Below are 17,952 nucleotides of genomic sequence, written 5' to 3'. Positions count from 1 at the left end.
TCTCCCTGAAGCTCAAAGAGCTTATGGGCTTGTGCAAACATCCCCTTTTTTATCAAGCCAATTAATAATTGCTCTATGCTCAATCTCTCCTATAGTAGCCATGCTTGGGTGATTTCTATTGGGGCTTTCTATTAGTTCAATGTTTGATTGATCTAAAGCCATATAATTACTATATGGAGCTATTCGATCTGTAGATGAGGAGATTAATAATACCGGAATCTTGGAGGCATTGAGTAGAGGGAGAATATTGGTTTCGCTGGGTTCTATATCGGATCTCTCTAAAGCTAGGTTTGCTCCCCGGCGAATATCTTTGTCAGGAATGATCCGACTAAGTATAGGATGATTTAGTCTTGCGTAATTATAAAAAGCTTGATCAAAAGGTAGCATTGGGGCTAGCAATATTATACCGGTTATATCAGATCTTAGGGTGGAAATATATAGTGCAGTTAGCGCACCCATGGAGTTGCCCAGTAAATATAAGTTTTTATCTTCGATTTCTCCTTTTTTAATCAAGTTGTTGATTAGCTGGTTAATGATTTTGCTATCGCCGACACCATATTTTTTAATGTTGTTTGATTCGCCGTGGCCAAGAAGATCCGGAATTATAACTTTGAATCCAAGAAAGCGAAAATATAATGCTGAATGCAGCATAAATTCTTTAGAGGCACGAAATCCATGAAACAAAATTATCGTTCCTTTATATTTATTTTTTAGTTGCTCTCTACTGATGTTGAGGTTAACAGTGCTTTCCTGGTCATGTGCGTCGAATGTAACGGAATAGCTAAGTCTGTTTTTGGGTAGTGGTGATGCGTAATAATAGCTGACACAGTTTTCTCTATTTTTTGTGCAAAACTGATCCTTTTTAAAATCTAAATCGCTTACTTCCTCTGGCGTTATTGTTTCTGTAAATGGGAAGCTTTTAGATCTTTCTATAAGTGTGGCGATTCTCTTGGAGCAAGCTGGCATGGTTAAACAGGTGGCAATAATGATAATTGCTATATTAAATTTACTAGTATTTTTTGCAGGCAAATGATGTCCCATGGCTGTCTCATTCAGGGGCATATTGCCTCTACAAGATTAGATTTTAAGGGAATCGGTGTCAATAACTCCCAGCAATAAATTGTGCTTCGATATTTCCGGTGCCGCATATCTTGTGTTGTTTTTCATTGAATCAATAAGCTAGAGACAAGGATAATATATTGAGGGTTCAGGTTTTTCTCTGTGCAAAAGCGTTTGTTATTGGGGTATTTCGAGCGAAAGACCACAGAAGCGGTTGGGGGAGATGTATTAACCAGGTGGCGACGCTTACTCTATTATTTAGCCCTCTCCTTCTTCCTCCTTTCTTTAGTGAAACCAATAAATCCGTAGCTGTACTGGCGCATATTAAAAGGAAAACCAAACTAAATTCCTATTTTATTAGGAACAATTTCTCATGGCTCTTTCTTGGCGCTGGATCAAAATCTCCTAGGCATACCCGGAACTATTAATAACGAATACAGCGCTAAGGATAAATTTGATGAAACTCCCTCGTTCAAATCTCTATAAAATCGCCATTGTCTCAATGATAGGGATATCCAACATCACCATTTCCAAGCCAGCGATTGCCGATGATGTTGAATGTGGGGATACGATAACCACATCTGTTACTCTGAACCAGGACCTCACTTGTGATGTCAGTCCCGCTTTAACAGTAATAGGCCCAGATGGACGCCTGGATATGACAGGATATGAGGTTCAATGTGATGGTAGTGAAGTTGGAGTGCTGTTAGAGGGGCGTGCTGCGCTACTTCGAGGAGGGCAGGTTGCGGATTGTGAGGTGGGTGTTTTAGCGAATGGAAATGGGTTCCATAATATTCAAGCGGTATCGACCACGGCAAATGCCAGCGCCGGATTTGAATTAGTGAGCAATAGCAACTATATGACAGCCTGTACCGCTCAAGCAAATACGGGGGTTGGACTAATTGTTACTGGAGAGAGAAATAACGTCTTCCAGAATACCTTTGAAGAAAACACCCTGAGTGGTATCCAGATAGATGGTGATCGGTCATATATAACAGAAAATTTCTGTTTTGAGAATATGGGCTCAGGAATAGAGATTAATGATTCCAGTAATAGCTGGATCGTTGAAAATGCATCGGAAAATAATGGCACTTCAGGTGCGGGAACGGCAGGAATCTTAATGAATGATTTTGATCAGCAATATAATTTGATTATTTTAAATGTGGGGATTCTCAATGAAGATTTCGATGCGCAAGACTTAAACAGTGATCCCTGCAATGGTACCAATTTATGGCGAAACAATACTTTTGACACTGTAGATCCTAGCTGCTTGGATTGAAATATACGGGCATGAAAAGATAATGCCACTATGGTGGCTTCGGTAGTGGTGTTATCTTTTATTATTTCTAATCCTATAGCTTGTATATCAATATACTCCATTCTCTGCTTAAACTAATTTACTAAATTTTTCGGACAAATTTCCCATGGCTGTTACCAGTTTTTGGCTCAAAATCAGCATGACTTATCTTTTCTGTATTTGAGCTTTCTTTGGGAGGTCTTTCGTGAGCTTTATATCTCGATCTGTGATAAACAAGGCATTGATAACTTCTTTGGCAGCTTCTTTATTGTCTGCATCTGTGTGTTCACAGGCAAATGGTGCCGTTGAGTGTGGAGACACCATAACCAGTCCGGTAATACTGGATCAAGATTTGCTCTGTAATGTTACCCCGGCTTTGACTGTAACTGGGCCGACCGGATATCTGGATTTGAATGGTTATACGCTGAGTTGTGATGGAACTACAGTGGGAATTTTGGTCGATGGTTTTGCGGCCATAATATCGGGCGGGGTGTTACAGGATGGGTTTGTATCTAATTGCAATACAGGTATTTCTGTAGAAGGTTCCGGTATTCATAATTTGTTCGGCCTGAACACCTCTGGTAATACTTCTTCTGGTATTGAGTTTGTTAGTAGTAATAATACGCTAACCATATCAAATATATCGGATAATGCAGGTACAGGTATTATAATCGCGGGGGGAACAAATAATCTGTTTTCTAATGACATAAGTCGAAATGAAATAACGGGTATACAGGTAGATGGTAGCAGTTCAATAATATCGTCAAATACAGTATCGGATAATACTTTAACTGGAATACAAATTAATAACGCCAGTAGCTGTCTTATCAGTCAGAATACGGTGGAGAATAATGGCACTCAAGGGTCAAATACTGCAGGAATCTTAATGGAGCTATTTGGCCAGACTGGAAACAATATCGTAGGCAATACTGTCTCTGGCAATGTGGATTTTGACTTGCAAGATGACAACTCTGCACCCTGTGAGAATAACTGGATAGGAAATTCTCCTGATGCGACTACCTCTGGTGAATGTGTGACATCACAGTAACATTAATTTAGTTGCAAATTTGGATCTGAAGGCAGTTCATTATTTGCCTTCAGATCTCTAGAGTTAATGTCTTTACTCTACAAAAATTTCATGAGACGTGCCGCAAGTCTTTTTAAGGTGCCTTACGTCTATCTCTATTTCCCATAGGTTTTATTATTGTGTGTGATTTTTTGCTGGTGAGGTTAGCTAAGACTACAAGGGATATATTCTATAGTTATTTTGTCTGCGTGAGATAGCCCAGCCTTTTGGTTGGCTGAGGGATATGATTGTTAAGGTGATTCAAGGAGGATTGTATGGTGTATGAATTTAGGGGATCCGCTAGGCACTTTGTGGTACCTGGTATTTTATACTTTGCTTTAGGTAGTTCCGCCTTTGCGGTTGATTGTGGTGACACAATTACTAGTCCTGAAGTACTTGATCAGGATCTTGTGTGCTCAACAGAACCCGCACTAACGATAATGGGGCCTACGGGTAGCCTAGACATGGCAGAGTACACCCTTAGGTGCGATGGTTCTGCTGTTGGTATCCAGATTGACGGTGTTGCGGCTTTCCTATCAAATGGTGTGGTAACACTATGTGACATCGGAATATCGTTGGATGGAACTGGAGCCCACAATATACAGGCAATCAGAGTAGATGGAACAGATATATCAGGGATCGCTGTTAATAGTAGTTTTAACTCTGTTATTCAGTCATGAATATTTAAAAACAGTGGCACTGGCATATTTATAGCTGGTGATAATAATAATGTGTCTTCTAGCTCGATCCTAGATAATTTAGGGAATGGTATTCAGTTAGAGGGTAATAACAATCTTATTGTAAGCAATGAGATCAGTCGAAGCACAATAAATGGTATCTTAATCGGTAAAGCAGATGGTAATACGGTTGCCCAAAATACCGTCTCAATGAGTGGGATTGGAGGGGCGAATACCGCTGGAATCTTACTGGAACTTCTGGGGCAGTCTGGCAATGTGATTGTCGGGAATACTGTTTTCAGAAATATAGATTTTGATCTGCAAGATAATAATAGTTCACCCTGTTTAAATAGCTGGGTTGGGAATTCACCTGACGCTACTACTTCCGGAGATTGTGTAACGTCAAATTAATAGCGTTTTACGATAAGTTGATAGGCTTGCAGGCAGTTTAATGGTATCGCCACAGTATTACGGATGCTGCAGCTAGTGTAATTGCTGAAAGCCTGATCTCCCTTTAGATTTTCGTTTTCATATTTATTCCTGAGGGATATCCAGTCGGCCAGTGTGGATTGATGTAGTGAGAGGAGAGTTTGGTTTGCTAGGCTGGTTCAGTTATAGAGAGATATTCTCAGAAGTAAGGTATAGATAAGCGTTAATTGTTTTTATGCGGGATTCAAAGGCTAGAAGTTTAATGCCTTGAATCCCGCAATTGTTTTTAAGCTAGTTTATGCAGGTGTCATTTGATGAGCTGAAAATATTACCGTACCATGTGGTTCCTACACAGGCAGGAGTATTATCATCAAATAGGTCATCTATATCATTAGATTCAGCAGTATTTCCTGTTACGAAATTCCCTACTTGCCCAAAATTACTTACTGAAATACCGTATTCATTATTACTTGATGTAGTGTTTAGTATAATGTTGGTGTAGTTTGCATCTTGGATTGCTATTCCAGAAAAAGTGTTATTTCTGGCGGTGCTTTGGAAAACTTGATTGTTATCTCCTGAGATAATAATGCCACCTTCCCCATTGCTGGTGGCGCTTACTTCAAAAAAACTATTCCAGTCGCCGAGAACGATAATGCCATTACCAAAATTAAAATCATTGATTGAGCCGCTGACAATATTGCGACTGCTACTGACTGACATTCCCAAAGATCCATTTTCTTGCGTTGTAACGCCGATGACATTGTGGAGGCCGCTGCCCTCTACAGATATGCCTATATCACATGATGAAATGATGCCACTGGATATCTGACTGTTAGTAAGCACAGCTGCAGTTCCTTCAAGCATAACTCCTGTGCCAACCAAGCCATCACAGGATAATGAAAATCCATTGAGATCGAGACTACCGGTAGGGCCCATTATTGTGATGGCAGGAGAAATCGCACAATTAGATATATCCGCATCCAATACTTCGGCGGTAGAGATTATATCACCACAACTTACGGCTAAAGCAATACCCGATGCACTTATTAAGCCGCAGCCTGCTGCTGCGATTAATGATGTTTTAATATTTAAAATCGCCTTCATTGATATATTCCTATTGTGATTGTCTGATATTTGAAGTGGTTGATAGGGTGTAAATATCTCGAATTTTGGTCTTTGTTTGGTTGATGGCAATAGGAAGTTGTTCTCATATTTATGGAGAATAATTCCTATTGATTAACTATGTTGATGGGATATGTGCTGGAGGAGTTGGGTTTTTATTATTTGGTATTTTATAGATGAGTTTAAAGGTTGGCTTTTCGGTTCAAATATGCGTAGTGTTTCCATAATTGTTCTTTGGTGGCGTGTCAATTAGTGAGGGCGTGATTTTCTAGAGTGGTTTGTGGCCTGGTTGATATTAAGAGAGGGTGTGTTTGAGCGGTTTCGTCGTGTGTGTGTAGTGATGGCGTTAAAAATAATGGATTTGCCTCCAGTATGGCTATTTTCCTAAATAGGGGAAAACTTTCTTCCTATATTTTCCGCACTATTCTCCTATTGCTGAAAGTGCCATCGAGGATAAGACTCAACACAGCATCAAGCATGAGTTCCTGAAGGAAACTGGGGATTGAGTTCTTGAGAAGCGAGAGTTTATAAGCATAAATACTGAAGTTCTGGTGTTTGTTTTAGCAAAATTAAGCGCAGCTGATCGTAAATTACTTTCTCTTAATGTTGTTGCGTAGGTGCTAATTAAATTTGTTTTGATGCGGTATAAGAATCTTAATTTAGCGACATTTCATATTCTAAGGAGATAAATATGAAAAGGTGTGCCCCGTTGGCGGCTGCGGTCCTACTTGCTATTGCAAGTCAGGGTGTTTTTGCCTCTGACAATGTTGCGGTCCAGAATCAAAGCGGAATAGGTAATACCGCGACAGCGGATCAAAGTGATCCAACTGTGACTTCTAACTTTATTAGCCAAACCCAAATTGGCGACAATAACACGGTATTTGCGGCCCAGGTAAACAGTAATACCACAAGCACGGTAAATCAGATACAAACCGGGACCTCAAATACTTCCACTGTTAGCCAGAATTCATCTGATACGGTGACTGCTGTTGTTACCCAGAATGGGATAACTAATACAGGCGTAATTAATCAGGTGTTGTCTACTACCAGCGTGGCAACTATTAACCAGTTTAACCTGACCAACTTTGGTACAGTTACACAGTCGAATAGCACTACTGATAATGCGGTTATCAATCAAGTGGGTGATTTAAATACGGGTACTGTTGTGCAAACCAATAGTATGACCAGTTCGGCGGTAACTGCTCAACAAGGGAACTCGAATGTGGCTACTGTGTCGCAATTTGTTTCTGACACAAATACTTCCACATTAAGTCAGCTGGGAAATAGCAATAACGCTACTGTGACGCAAACAGATAATAATAATACCAGTGCCATAAGTCAGCAGAGTGACTCCAATACGATTCTCCACTCTCAATCTGGTAGCTTTAATTTGGCAAGCACGACTCAAATTGGTTTGACCAATATGGGGTCAACTATCCAAAGCGGAATGTTTGGTGTTGCCACTTCATTGCAGCAGGGTAATTTGAACATGTTTACCGTTAGCCAAGCAAATGACTTTCAAAATGCCAATGTTACCCAGATTGGGAACAGTAATATGGTAATTATTGTGCAGTAGGGGGAGAGGAGAAGGGTATTTGAGTGCTGGTCGCTGGGCGAAGTAATCTCGCTCAGCGACCGGGCTTTTAGCTATCGATAAATAGCTTATTAGAAGCGGTAAGTAGCAGATACGCCGACGTTGCGAGGCTCAACAATTGCTACGTAGCCATCGGGGTAGCGATCCCCAACTGGCTCAAGAGTCAAGTAACCCTCTTCGTCAAATACGTTGTTGATATAAGCAGAGATGCTCCAGTCCTGGCCTTCATAGTTAGCATTCAGGCGTGTCAAAACGTAATCGCCAGCAACTCTCTCTTCGGTATTGGTAAAGTCACCGTAGTATTCACCCACATAATTTGCAGAGATACCGACGTTGAGCGCATCGGTAACCCAGAACTTTGTACCCAGATTTGCAGTAATGTTGGGCGCAGAGTTGAGCTCATTACCATCGGCATCAGAGTAGTCAGCACCGGCATCAGTAATTTCAGTTTCCAGCAAGCCAAGCCCGGCACGCAATTCCCATGATGGAGTCAGCATGGCGACTGCTTCAAGTTCCATACCGTAAGTCTCAACTTCGTCCATATTGACGATAACACGGGAAGAACTCAGGGCCTGGTAGCCGGAGTAGTCGTTAAAGAACAGGTTACCACTCAGGTTGATGGTGCCGTTAGCCAGGGAGCTACGTACTGCCAGCTCGTAGGTGTTAACGGTTTCTTCATCGTAGTAGTAATAGTCTTCTGCAGCGAAGTTAAGGGCGCCACCTCCGGCGTTGTAGCCTTTGCGGGCACTGGCAGAAACAATTGTGTCCTCAGTCAGATCGTATTGCAGGGCGAGTTTAGGCAGGGTGGTGGTTTTGTCGGTTTCGTCTGGGTCCAGCCCCGCGATCAAGTAGCCATTATTGAAGTTGAAGTCACGACTTTGCTCTTCATTCTCCACACGCAGGCCACTGATCAGGTTCAATCGGTCAGTCAGTGCGTAGGTTACTTCACCATAAATAGCGGTAGAGGAGCTCTCGTCATCGCCGAAATAAATGGTGCTGCCGCTGCTGTCAAACTCCTGCTCTCTCTCGAAGTGCGCAAATCCGATAAAGCCGTGCAGGGTGTCACTGGTGAGGCCAAAATTCAGCTTTGCGTCGATAGTGGTATTTTGCTCGTCCATGCGAACATACTGTTGGCTGCTGGCATCTTCTTCGTAGGAATCAAAGCCCCACTGGTAATCCATATAGGCTGCCAGGACCTCGATAGAAATATCATCGCTGATTTGGTAGTCCACTTTTGCGCTGGTGGTTATGGATTCGGTGTCCATGTCGCGATAGAAATAAGTTTCGTAGTCATCAACACCGGTCAGGGTGTAGTACATACGGCCGGTATTTCCGTCTTCACTGTTAGTGGACACAGTAAACAGTGTTTTCAATTTTTCAGTAGGGGTCCACAACAACTTGCCTTTTAGGCGCTGGGTTTCCAGGGTGTTCAGGTCGAAGTCAGCGGGGTTGCCCTCGTACTCTTGAGCATTGCTGATAGTGTCGCCAGTGAGCTGTTGGGCAGTGAGGCGGAATGCTAGGGTGTCTTCAACGATCGGACCGGAAATCATACCGGAAGTATCGATGTAACCGTCCTGATCGCGGTAGCCAACGCGAGCTGCACCTTCCCAGTCGAAGCTCGGGTCTTTGGTTTTGATATAGACGGAACCGGCAATGCTGTTACGGCCGTTGCTGGTGGACTGGGGGCCGCGAAAGACTTCAATTTGCTCCACATCCCAAATACCGGAGTCGCCAGTAAGGTCTGCGACAAAAGGCTCGGCAACACCATCAATAAGTGTAGAAACTCGGGTTTTTGCACCACCGGAGAAAGAGTTAAAGCCAGTGGCTGAACCGTTGCCGGACACACCGCGAATATCTGGGGTGGCACCAGAAAGTACTACTACGTTAGAGATATTGGATACCGCATCAGTGATGCTCAGGTGCTGCATGCTATTTAAGGTTTCTTCGGTAATTACGGATACAGAAGAAGTGGTTTCCTTGAGGGAACGCTCTGTTTTCTCACCAATAACAATGACGTTTTCCATTGCTTGCGGTGCATTGTCATCCTTTTTCTCATCTGCAGCTAATACGGCAGTACTTAGTGAGGCAACAATAGCAAGCGAAACGGCGTTGCTGAGAAGGTGGCGTTTAAACATGGCGTAATCCCTAGCAATATAAAGAAGTCAGAACGACAAAGAAGATCGGCACGGAATATAATGCTAATCATTCTTATTTGCAAATATAAGAATACCGAAATAAACTTCTAATATTCTTACTTTGAGCAGCGGCTTGTGTTTCAACGATTGGTCAATGCTTAGTAATCAGTCTGCTACCCCTTTGGTAGTAGTACTTCTAATTCTTAAGTGAAAACTAGAAATGTATTCCTCAGTTTTAACAGGATTCGGACTACTTGGTTGTATTCTTGCGTCCTCTGTCTTTTATTTGGGGTGTCCAAACCAACAGTGGCGTGAGCAGAGGCCGATCCAGTTTTACCCCGCTCTCCTCACCTGTCTTGCGCTTCTCGTTATCTCATGGGTGCTTTTCCATCAAAGTTTTTCGGCAATGTCCGCGTCCTTTACACTTCTTAGCACAACTATGTTAGCTCTGGGGTTGCTGCCTTTTAGTGGTGTGCTGGATAAGCCGGGCAAAGTTCTGGCAAAGAAAAAGAAGCGTATTCAAAAAGGATTAGAAGGCTATAAGCCCCAGTGGTGGGTAAAAAGCCTTTGTGCAGTTTTCTTCGGATTGTCGATTGCGATTGCCATTTCCGGATTGATTGCCTTATGGGGCCCTGGAGATGTAGCGGTCGACGATAGAAGCCAATTTGTGATGTGGATAATTACCCCTATCTGGCTAACTTTGGTGAGTTTGGTGTATCTATTCATCAATGTAAGACGCATGTTGTCCCTCTACCTGGGGCTAAATTTGGTGCTGTTTACCCTGTTGTGGATCGCGAGATCCGGAGGCTGAGGCTATGCGTGTTGAACTGATCAAAACTTATAAGAGCGTGCATACCTGGACCGGTATTCTTGCAGGCCTGTTTCTATATATCGCTTTTGTCGCTGGTGCCCTGACTATGTTTAAAGGGCCGCTCAATCAATGGGCCCTACAACCTGAGACTACCCTGCCAAGTATTTCTGTCGAAAAGTATGACAGCCTTATTACAGAGGTTTTACAGGCGCATCCTGAAGCCGCAAAGCGAATGACAGTTCACTTGCCGCTAGCTGGATTGCAGGTGGCGCCGGTGAGCTGGGAAATAGAAGATGAAGTAACCCATGATCACACTCTCTGGTATGCCAGTTTCGATGGAAATGGGAAGCTGATCACTCAGAGCTTTACCGTTTCTGCGATTGGTGAATTTGTCGACCATTTACATCGCACCGGCGGTATTCCCGGTGGCGAAGGCCATGATGCTTTCGGTACCTATGTATTGGGTGTTGTGGCGGCACTGTATTTTATTGCGCTGGTTTCTGGCTTGATTATTTTCCTGCCAACCTGGTTTAAGGATCTATTGGTACTCCGAAAGGGTAAGAACCGCAAGCGCTACTGGCTGGATTTCCACAATGTGCTGGGGATTACTTCCTTACCGTTCCACCTGGTCATCGCCTTTACCGCCTTTGTGTTTGCTTTCCATGACCCGCTTTATGATGCCCTGCGCGTGACGGCCTACGGCGACTCGCCCATGTTCACTCGACCCGCCCCCCAAGAAGTTAAGAGCTTTTCTGAGCTGGTGCCGATTGCCGAGTTAGAAACTGCGATCCAGGAGTGGGAATCCAAATTCCAGATGGCGGAAATCCTTTATATAAATTTGGATACCCGCTCACCGCGTATGCGTGTAGGTGGAATCATGCATGGCGAGGTGGTGCGCGGTGCGGAGTATGCCTATGTACTAGGCAACCCTTATTTGAGCGAGATTCCTTATAGCAGCTTTATGCCGAGCAACTTTAATGGCTACAGTGGCACAGTAATGAGCATTTTCTCCCTGCACTTTGGCAGTTTTGGTGGAAATGCAGTGCGTTGGGTGTATTTCGTGCTCGGGATTATGGGGGCACTGATCTTTTTTACTGGCAATCTATTGTGGATTGAAAGCCGCCGTAAAAAACGCAGGGCGCAGGGAGCTCTGCCGGTACAAACAACCTCATCAATGGTAATGGCAAGGCTCACAGTGGGCGTTGGTCTGGGCACTATTTTGGGTATCGCCGCCAGTATGCTGGCGGTTAAGTGGTTGCCCCATGCGCAAGTGGATATTGAATTTTGGCAGAAAACCACTTATTACACAGGCTTTTTATTTGCGGTGGCTTGGGCATTTGTTCGTCGTCCCATGGCCGCTGCTCGGCAGCTCCTTGTTTTTTGTGCCGCTGCTATCTTCCTGATACCAATTAGCTCGCTTATCAAAGGCGAGTTGCTGGGAGCTGCCACTCAGGTCTGGGCAGTGGACTTTGTTGCGCTACTGATAGGTGTATCACTTGCTTTACTTTCAGTTCATCTTCGCAAGCGGCAGGCAAAAATCGAACCGGACAGTGTCTGGTCTGAGGTGGTGGAGAGCCCCGTAACAGAAAGCAGTATTCCAACTCCTCTGCCTAATACTCATCCACAGGCATCGAGTTAACAGGATTGGTTAAAGAAAGGGCTCTATTCAGGGCCCTTTTTATTGCCCTCGCAAGTTTCATTTTAAGAGTTGGCAGAATGTACAAGTGCTGCCATAAATACAGGCATTTTTTCCTCCCTACATATACTCCAACCTGACAACTAAACTTTTTACCGCTATTTGATGAGGCGGAGGTTCCACCTGGAAAGGCACTTTCTTCCCAGTCGCTCACAACTAATCTCTCATAGAGAAAGTATCTTTTTTCATTAATACTGACTTCAGCATCGTTTTATTACTCAAGAAGTATCGCAATATTGTTGTTTGTATGCGAAGTAGTATGAGTTTGACTTATGAAGCCAGTCATTCAACTGTTACCGCCCGCCCCTAAGTGGCCTATGCTATGCGCCACGACCTCAATATTTGTTCTACTCAATGATGCTGCGTTCTTGAAAAAATCGTCGTAAAAGCTTTCGAGCTGGACCTGTCATCTTTAAGGAGTATTAGATGAGCATGTACAGACCTGTTGCAGCAACTGTTTTATTTTCAATGATTGGAACTGCCGCTCTTGCCGCAGACCACACCTATGATGTCCTTCAGATAGGATCGGGTAATACCGCTAACTCAGATCAAAGTGACAATTCTGCTGTTGGTGATACGGTTATCCAAGTTCAGGTGGGTGATGATAATGAGGTGAATGCAACCCAGAACCTATTTACTTCCTTCAGTTTGATTCAACAATCACAGGTGGGTGATAGTAATTATATTGAGGCAACCCAAGCCGGCTCAGTTTTTTCAAGCATTCTAGTAGAGCAAATTGGTGATAATAACTCAGCGACACCCGCGCAGGAGTTTGCCGAGTTAAGTACTATTTTGATAGTGCAGATTGGGGATAATCATGAAGCCTCATTTACTCAAACAAATACACTGAATGAGTTTATTGGTATTGTTCAGGTGGGAGATACTAACGTTCTGAATGTATCGCAGACTGGCTCAGCAGCAAACTCTATCTCTATGCATCAAGAAGGTAGTGCACAGAGTGCGGCAGTGACACAAACTGCAAGTGTAGGGAATAGTATTACCACTGAGCAATATGGAAGTTCCAATACATTAAATATAAGTCATACTCTTGCCTTTGACTCTACTGCAATTGTTGCTCAGGATGGTACAGGCAATAGCGCAAATACTCTTCAACAATCCATCGGGCACTACAGTGAAATTCGCCAGGAAGGCGAAGGCCTGGATGCCTGGCACTCTCAGACTGGTGTCTACAACGAGGCATACTCTCAGCAATTTGGCGAATCAAACAGTGTAGATATTACTCAAAGCGGAGAGTTTGGTGTTGTTTATACGGAACAGCATGGCAGCACCAATACTGCTGAAATAGATCAGGCAGGTGCCTTTAATAGTGTAGATATTATGCAATTAGGGGGATCAGGAAACTCTGTAATGGTCACTCAGCTGGCTAGCTTTAATGCCAGCTCCACTTCCCAGCTAGGAAACTCAAATCAGATCACTCTTACACAAGCCAACGCTAATAATAGTGTGTCTACTACTCAAGTAGGAGACGGTAATGTGGGTATGTTAACTCAGTAAATTATAGGTTCGAGTGCTGAAGTGATAAGGGGCATATCTGTCACATTCTTTGGCTCTGTAAAAAAATAGCGGCGGCAAGCCTAATTGCCTGCAGCTTTAAGGAGTTAGTGATGAATTCGTTCAAGCCTATTTCGGTGGGTATTTTAGCTGCGATGGTTAGCGCTTTTTCAGTGGCTGCTGATAACACTTATGAGCTTATCCAAATTGGTAATGGTAATACCGCGTCGGCGGATCAGAGTGAGATAACGGTAGTTGGCAGTACCGTCATTCAGGTACAAATTGGCAATTCTAATGATGCTCAGGTAACACAGGAAGGCTTGACTATATCTAGTACAGTTATCCAACGACAAGTTGGTATCGCCAACATGTCAAATGTACTGCAGGAAGGTGCGATATCTACGACCTCTACAGTTGCTCAATATGGAGAAAGTAATACTGGTAATTCCCAGCAGGTTGATACGGAGGGAGATATAAGTGATATTTTCCAGGTGGGTTCCAGTAATACCATGTTCGTTGAGCAAGCCAGTAGTCTTAATAATTCCATAAGTATTAGCCAGGTAGGGGTAAATAACATGGGGTATGGCTCTCAGAAGGATGCATCTGTTAATGTGGGAGTGATGGTTCAGGCGGGTGAGAATCTCAACCTTATTATGAGTCAGAATGCTGGTGAGATGAATACTGCAATAGGCTTTCAGGCCGGTAACTTACACGGAATGTCTATTAACCAGAATTTGGCCTCGGCATCTAACTCTGTAGGGATTCAAGCAGGTGGGAATAATAATAGTGCGGAGTCGCGACAGGTAGGTTTAGGACATGATAGTTTTATCTTCCAAAATGGTACCAATCTTGGAGCCCTAACTGAACAAGAGGGGTTATTTAGTACCGCGTATACGGAACAGCTTGGTGGAATAAACACGGCCATAACGCTACAGACCGTTGGGTTTAACACTGCAGAAACACTCCAGTTTAGTGGTTTACTCAATGAATCTTTAATATTGCAATTTAGCGGATTTAATACAGCGGCTGCTGTCCAAACTGGAGCCAGCAATTCTACAAGACTTAGCCAAACAACAGGCGGAAACCTTGCAGGTTCTGCCCAGTATGGTGATAACAATACGGTATTGGGCCTTCAGTAGCTTATTGATTTTAAGTTCATTAGGAGATCCAGCCTCCCTCATTATATGGGGAGGCTGTCTAAAACTCACAATATGAGACAATTTTTTCTCCCAAAGGGTTTAGTGATGACTAAATTTGAGCCTCTCTCGGTAGGTGTGTTACTTGTGCTAGCCAGTGTATCCTCTGTAGCTGTCGATAATACCTATAACCTCATTCAAGTGGGGTCAGGAAATACAGCAACGGGTGAGCAAGGTGATTTAACGGTTAGTAATAGCCAGATTAGCCAGGTACAGATTGGTAATGACAATGAGGTGACAGGTGAGCAGCAGTTGTTTACCGAGTCTAGTGAGATTTATCAGTTACAGCTGGGTGCCAGTAACTCTACCGAATCTAACCAGAGCGCAGCTATATCGTCCACCATTACCATTATACAGATTGGGAACAACAATAGTGCCGAAAATATCCGTCAAACGGGTACTGCACAATCGAGTATTGCTATTACACAAGTTGGTACCAATAACAATGTTGGCTCGTCTCAAGCCGGTGTGGTAGCTGGAGATATTAGCACATTTTTAATTGGTGACGGAAATAACTCAAGTTTAACACAGGATAGCAGTGTCAGTGACTCTATAAGAGTAACGATAATTGGCGATTCCAATAGAAGTGGAGTATCACAAAATATTGGTTTTGAGAATTCTGTAGTTAATTTTCAGTTTGGGTCTAGAAATGATTCGAATGTTGATCAGAATTTAGGGGTGGCCAATAGTGTTCTTGTTGTGCAGTCGGGTAATGAATTGCGTTCTTTTGTAGCTCAGAGTACAGCTGCGAGTTCGTCCTCACTTGTGAGTCAAAAAAATACCGCAAACTCTTATGCAGTTAGGCAAGAGAATATAGGTAATTTAAGTGTTGGAGTTCAGGACGGTATTGGTCTGGACGCCATGCAGGATCAAATAGGTAATTTTAGTGCTGGGTTAGTCCAGCAGTTTGGAGCTTTAAATTTTGCTGAATTGGCTCAAAGTGGAGATTTTAGTACATCAGAGATGCTGCAATTGAGTGGATTTCGTAACAATGCTTTTGTTTTGCAGCTGGAGGCATTCAATACAGCTATTGCAACACAGGCTGGGGATACGAACTCTACCCGTTTGAGTCAGGCTACAGTGGGGAATTTGGCTAATTCCTCCCAGTTTGGTGACAACAACACAGTTTTAGGACTTCAGTAATCAATATTGTCAGATGAAAGGGAGTAACCACTCATGAAGTACAGTTCTCTTGCGGCCTGTGTTCTGTTTTCGACTTACAGTGCAGCAGGGATAGCAGCTGATAATACCTATCAGCTCATACAGATTGGTGAAGGTAATACGGCAGAAGCTGATCAGAGTGATCCTGGCGTGAATGGAAGTACTATCATTCAACTACAAGTTGGTGCCAATAATGAGGCTACGGCAACTCAGATTTTTTTGACAGAATCTAGCACTATTGTACAGAGGCAGATTGGTAGCAATCTATCTGCCTCTGCACAGCAGGGGGGTGTCACAACTAACTCAACCTCTGTTCAGTATCAGTTTGGCACGATGAGCACGGTTAATTCATTTCAAGCTAATTCTGAAAATAACTCTGCTTTTGTCTTGCAGAGTGGAATAGGACTTGATGTTTCCATCTTACAGACCAATGCCGCTGATAATTCGGCTGTTGTTCGGCAGTTTGGTAATAATAGTAGTTCTGGAATTTTTCAGGTTAATAATAGCTTTGGAAATGTAGCGGTTCTTTTTCAAGCGGGTGACAATGGAGGATTTAACATATCACAAACTACCGCGAGTGACAGCTATGCTGCTGGCGTCCAGGTGGGAAATGCTGTTAGAGTGGAAATTGAGCAAAAGTTTGTCGTCGGCTCCAGTTCTTTTGTAATTCAGCGTGGTAATAATAACTTCGTAACAGTTACTCAAGAAATTCTGGGAAATGATAGTTATATCCTGCAAAGTGGTACTAGCCTTGAGGCGACTCATGATCAGGTGGGTGAATTCAATACTGCAATTACCGAACAGCGCGGCGGTATCAATGTTGCTGCGACAGGGCAAACGAGTCAGTTTAATTTTTCTGAAACCTTCCAGTTAAATGGCTTGCTTAATCAGTCCTTAATTAACCAGATTCAGGGGTTTAATACTGCAACGGTTGTACAGGATGGTGATTCCAACCAAGTGGGGTTAAGGCAGGGAACAGTGAGTAATATAGCTACTGCCACTCAATTTGGAAATAGTAATACTGTGCAAGGGTTTCAGTAAGTTGGCTTTTAGCGGCCACTTCTATATCAGGTTAGACAACGGACGTGCCGATAATTCCCCTAGAGTTATTTAGTGACGCATCACTTGATAGGATTGTTTGAATAACTCGGCTGGTTCGGGCTTTTCCATATGCACATTGAAAATAAAAAGGTTCTAGTAGGGTGGGAAGACTTTTAATGCGTCATTAAAAACGCATAAGTATAGATTTCGGAGCCATTTAAAGTATTTCTTATAGGCTGTTATTCTTGTTCGTATATCAAAGCTCTTTGACAAATATTTATTCTAGAGGAAAAGATGAACCTGAAGACATGTACATCATTGGTATTATTAATAACCTTAATATCAAAGCCAATTTTCTCTCTGGCGGATGTTCAATGTGGAGATACGATAACGACAGCAGAAGTTCTCAGTCAGGATATTTCCTGTGATCTTGAAACACAGGTCACAATAGAAGGGCCTTCCGGAAGCCTGGACATGAACGGTTATGTACTTACTTGTGAAGATAGTGATAGCGCAGGGATCTCTCTTGAAGGTTTAGGAGCTGTATTAGTAGGAGGTACCATAGACACTTGTGGAATTTCTGTCTTTTTAGAAGGCGATGGATTTCATTCAGTTCAAGGTTTGATTTCTGATAGTCCAGGGGTGGGTTTTATAGTGGAGAGTGACAACAATTCTATTAATGGCTCAATGTTTCTTTCAGGTGGCCCTGGTAGCATTGGTTTTCAACTCAATGGGGATTTCAGTCATATTTCAGGGAACTCACTAAGTGGTAATAGTAATGCCATAGCAGGGATTGTCATTGCGGGTAGTTTCAGTCAGGTTATTCAGAATACCATTGATGGATCTATTTTTGGAATTATTATAGAGCCTCCAACTGTTAATGGATTGGTGATACAGAATGTGATATCGAATTCTTCAGATATTGGCATCGTGATGGATTTTGATATAGTGGATCCGCCTTCAATGAACTACATTATTTCGGGAAATCAGGTGACTGGTAGTAATGGTGAAGCTGATTTGGTAGATGAGACTCCTGATGCTTGCCTCTCCAGTAATACTTGGTTTGGTAACATATTTGATACTGCTAGCCCAAGTTGCTTGGAATAATTGTATTCTTGTTATTGGTGGGAGAATAGCGTGTTGCTTGCTCAATAAG

At 43.0% G+C, this 17,952-nt stretch carries 15 protein-coding genes; 12 read left to right on the top strand and 3 right to left on the bottom strand.

Annotated elements, in window-relative coordinates; all coding sequences use genetic code 11:
* Positions 1-21 precede the first annotated feature (21 nt).
* Entirely contained in the window at positions 22-1,062 is a 1,041-nt protein-coding gene (locus tag ACJJIE_RS11000) for an alpha/beta hydrolase (RefSeq protein ID WP_444894621.1), read from the bottom strand.
* Positions 1,063-1,516: 454 nt separating this feature from the next.
* Here ACJJIE_RS11000 and ACJJIE_RS10995 point away from each other — a divergent pair, with 454 nt between their 5' ends.
* From ACJJIE_RS10995 to ACJJIE_RS10980, 4 genes are all read left to right on the top strand, one after another.
* Positions 1,517-2,338: a right-handed parallel beta-helix repeat-containing protein gene (locus ACJJIE_RS10995; protein WP_444894620.1), complete on the top strand. Its 822-nt coding sequence runs from the start codon at positions 1,517-1,519 to the stop codon at positions 2,336-2,338.
* Between the two features lie 223 nt (positions 2,339-2,561).
* The gene (locus ACJJIE_RS10990) at positions 2,562-3,404 is read left to right on the top strand and encodes a right-handed parallel beta-helix repeat-containing protein (protein ID WP_444894619.1); all 843 of its coding nucleotides are present in this window, start codon (positions 2,562-2,564) and stop codon (positions 3,402-3,404) included.
* Between the two features lie 293 nt (positions 3,405-3,697).
* Positions 3,698-4,102 carry a hypothetical protein gene (locus ACJJIE_RS10985; RefSeq protein WP_444894618.1) on the top strand — a complete coding sequence of 135 codons (405 nt, stop codon included), beginning with the start codon at positions 3,698-3,700 and terminating at the stop codon, positions 4,100-4,102.
* On the top strand, positions 4,103-4,510 hold the full coding sequence (locus ACJJIE_RS10980; RefSeq protein ID WP_444894761.1) for a NosD domain-containing protein: 408 nt from the start codon (positions 4,103-4,105) through the stop codon (positions 4,508-4,510).
* Positions 4,511-4,819: 309 nt separating this feature from the next.
* Here the strand turns inward: ACJJIE_RS10980 and ACJJIE_RS10975 are convergent, their stop codons facing one another.
* Positions 4,820-5,632 (bottom strand): NosD domain-containing protein, encoded by an 813-nt coding sequence (locus ACJJIE_RS10975; RefSeq protein WP_444894617.1) that lies wholly within the window; start codon positions 5,630-5,632, stop codon positions 4,820-4,822.
* A gap of 709 nt (positions 5,633-6,341) precedes the next feature.
* Here ACJJIE_RS10975 and ACJJIE_RS10970 point away from each other — a divergent pair.
* The gene (locus ACJJIE_RS10970) at positions 6,342-7,226 is read left to right on the top strand and encodes a hypothetical protein (RefSeq protein WP_444894616.1); all 885 of its coding nucleotides are present in this window, start codon (positions 6,342-6,344) and stop codon (positions 7,224-7,226) included.
* Positions 7,227-7,315: 89 nt separating this feature from the next.
* Here the strand turns inward: ACJJIE_RS10970 and ACJJIE_RS10965 are convergent, their stop codons facing one another.
* Positions 7,316-9,379 (bottom strand): TonB-dependent receptor, encoded by a 2,064-nt coding sequence (locus ACJJIE_RS10965; protein WP_444894615.1) that lies wholly within the window; start codon positions 9,377-9,379, stop codon positions 7,316-7,318.
* A 406-nt stretch (positions 9,380-9,785) separates the two neighbouring features.
* On the opposite strand from ACJJIE_RS10965, the gene ACJJIE_RS10960 reads away from it, so the two are divergent.
* The 7 genes from ACJJIE_RS10960 to ACJJIE_RS10930 all read left to right on the top strand — a co-directional run bounded on the left by ACJJIE_RS10960 (position 9,786) and on the right by ACJJIE_RS10930 (position 17,903).
* Positions 9,786-10,190 (top strand): hypothetical protein, encoded by a 405-nt coding sequence (locus ACJJIE_RS10960; protein ID WP_282931735.1) that lies wholly within the window; start codon positions 9,786-9,788, stop codon positions 10,188-10,190.
* A gap of 4 nt (positions 10,191-10,194) precedes the next feature.
* Positions 10,195-11,829, top strand: coding sequence for a PepSY-associated TM helix domain-containing protein (locus ACJJIE_RS10955; protein ID WP_444894614.1), 1,635 nt, complete (start codon positions 10,195-10,197; stop codon positions 11,827-11,829).
* A gap of 483 nt (positions 11,830-12,312) precedes the next feature.
* Complete coding sequence (locus tag ACJJIE_RS10950; protein ID WP_444894613.1) at positions 12,313-13,401, top strand: hypothetical protein; 1,089 nt, start codon at positions 12,313-12,315, stop codon at positions 13,399-13,401.
* A gap of 110 nt (positions 13,402-13,511) precedes the next feature.
* A complete protein-coding gene (locus ACJJIE_RS10945) occupies positions 13,512-14,537 on the top strand; it encodes a hypothetical protein (RefSeq protein ID WP_444894612.1) in 1,026 nt (341 codons plus the stop codon).
* A gap of 105 nt (positions 14,538-14,642) precedes the next feature.
* Positions 14,643-15,737 carry a hypothetical protein gene (locus ACJJIE_RS10940; RefSeq protein WP_444894611.1) on the top strand — a complete coding sequence of 365 codons (1,095 nt, stop codon included), beginning with the start codon at positions 14,643-14,645 and terminating at the stop codon, positions 15,735-15,737.
* A gap of 33 nt (positions 15,738-15,770) precedes the next feature.
* A complete protein-coding gene (locus ACJJIE_RS10935) occupies positions 15,771-16,796 on the top strand; it encodes a hypothetical protein (protein WP_444894610.1) in 1,026 nt (341 codons plus the stop codon).
* 294 nt (positions 16,797-17,090) lie between these two features.
* Positions 17,091-17,903 (top strand): hypothetical protein, encoded by an 813-nt coding sequence (locus ACJJIE_RS10930; protein ID WP_444894609.1) that lies wholly within the window; start codon positions 17,091-17,093, stop codon positions 17,901-17,903.
* Positions 17,904-17,952 lie beyond the last annotated feature (49 nt).

The sequence above is a fragment of the Microbulbifer maximicatervae (SeqCode) genome (genome assembly GCF_052467325.1).
This window is presented reverse-complemented; position numbering and strand designations above follow the sequence as displayed.

Bases quoted from the DNA above. Each gene is read 5' to 3' on its own strand.
- ACJJIE_RS11000 (WP_444894621.1), bottom strand. From the start codon at position 1,062: ATGCCCCTGAATGAGACAGCCATGGGACATCATTTGCCTGCAAAAAAT.
- ACJJIE_RS10995 (WP_444894620.1), top strand. From the start codon at position 1,517: ATGAAACTCCCTCGTTCAAATCTCTATAAAATCGCCATTGTCTCAATG.
- ACJJIE_RS10985 (WP_444894618.1), top strand. From the start codon at position 3,698: ATGGTGTATGAATTTAGGGGATCCGCTAGGCACTTTGTGGTACCTGGT.
- ACJJIE_RS10975 (WP_444894617.1), bottom strand. From the start codon at position 5,632: ATGAAGGCGATTTTAAATATTAAAACATCATTAATCGCAGCAGCAGGC.
- ACJJIE_RS10970 (WP_444894616.1), top strand. From the start codon at position 6,342: ATGAAAAGGTGTGCCCCGTTGGCGGCTGCGGTCCTACTTGCTATTGCA.
- ACJJIE_RS10965 (WP_444894615.1), bottom strand. From the start codon at position 9,379: ATGTTTAAACGCCACCTTCTCAGCAACGCCGTTTCGCTTGCTATTGTT.
- ACJJIE_RS10960 (WP_282931735.1), top strand. From the start codon at position 9,786: ATGTCCGCGTCCTTTACACTTCTTAGCACAACTATGTTAGCTCTGGGG.
- ACJJIE_RS10955 (WP_444894614.1), top strand. From the start codon at position 10,195: ATGCGTGTTGAACTGATCAAAACTTATAAGAGCGTGCATACCTGGACC.
- ACJJIE_RS10950 (WP_444894613.1), top strand. From the start codon at position 12,313: ATGAGCATGTACAGACCTGTTGCAGCAACTGTTTTATTTTCAATGATT.
- ACJJIE_RS10945 (WP_444894612.1), top strand. From the start codon at position 13,512: ATGAATTCGTTCAAGCCTATTTCGGTGGGTATTTTAGCTGCGATGGTT.
- ACJJIE_RS10940 (WP_444894611.1), top strand. From the start codon at position 14,643: ATGACTAAATTTGAGCCTCTCTCGGTAGGTGTGTTACTTGTGCTAGCC.
- ACJJIE_RS10935 (WP_444894610.1), top strand. From the start codon at position 15,771: ATGAAGTACAGTTCTCTTGCGGCCTGTGTTCTGTTTTCGACTTACAGT.
- ACJJIE_RS10930 (WP_444894609.1), top strand. From the start codon at position 17,091: ATGAACCTGAAGACATGTACATCATTGGTATTATTAATAACCTTAATA.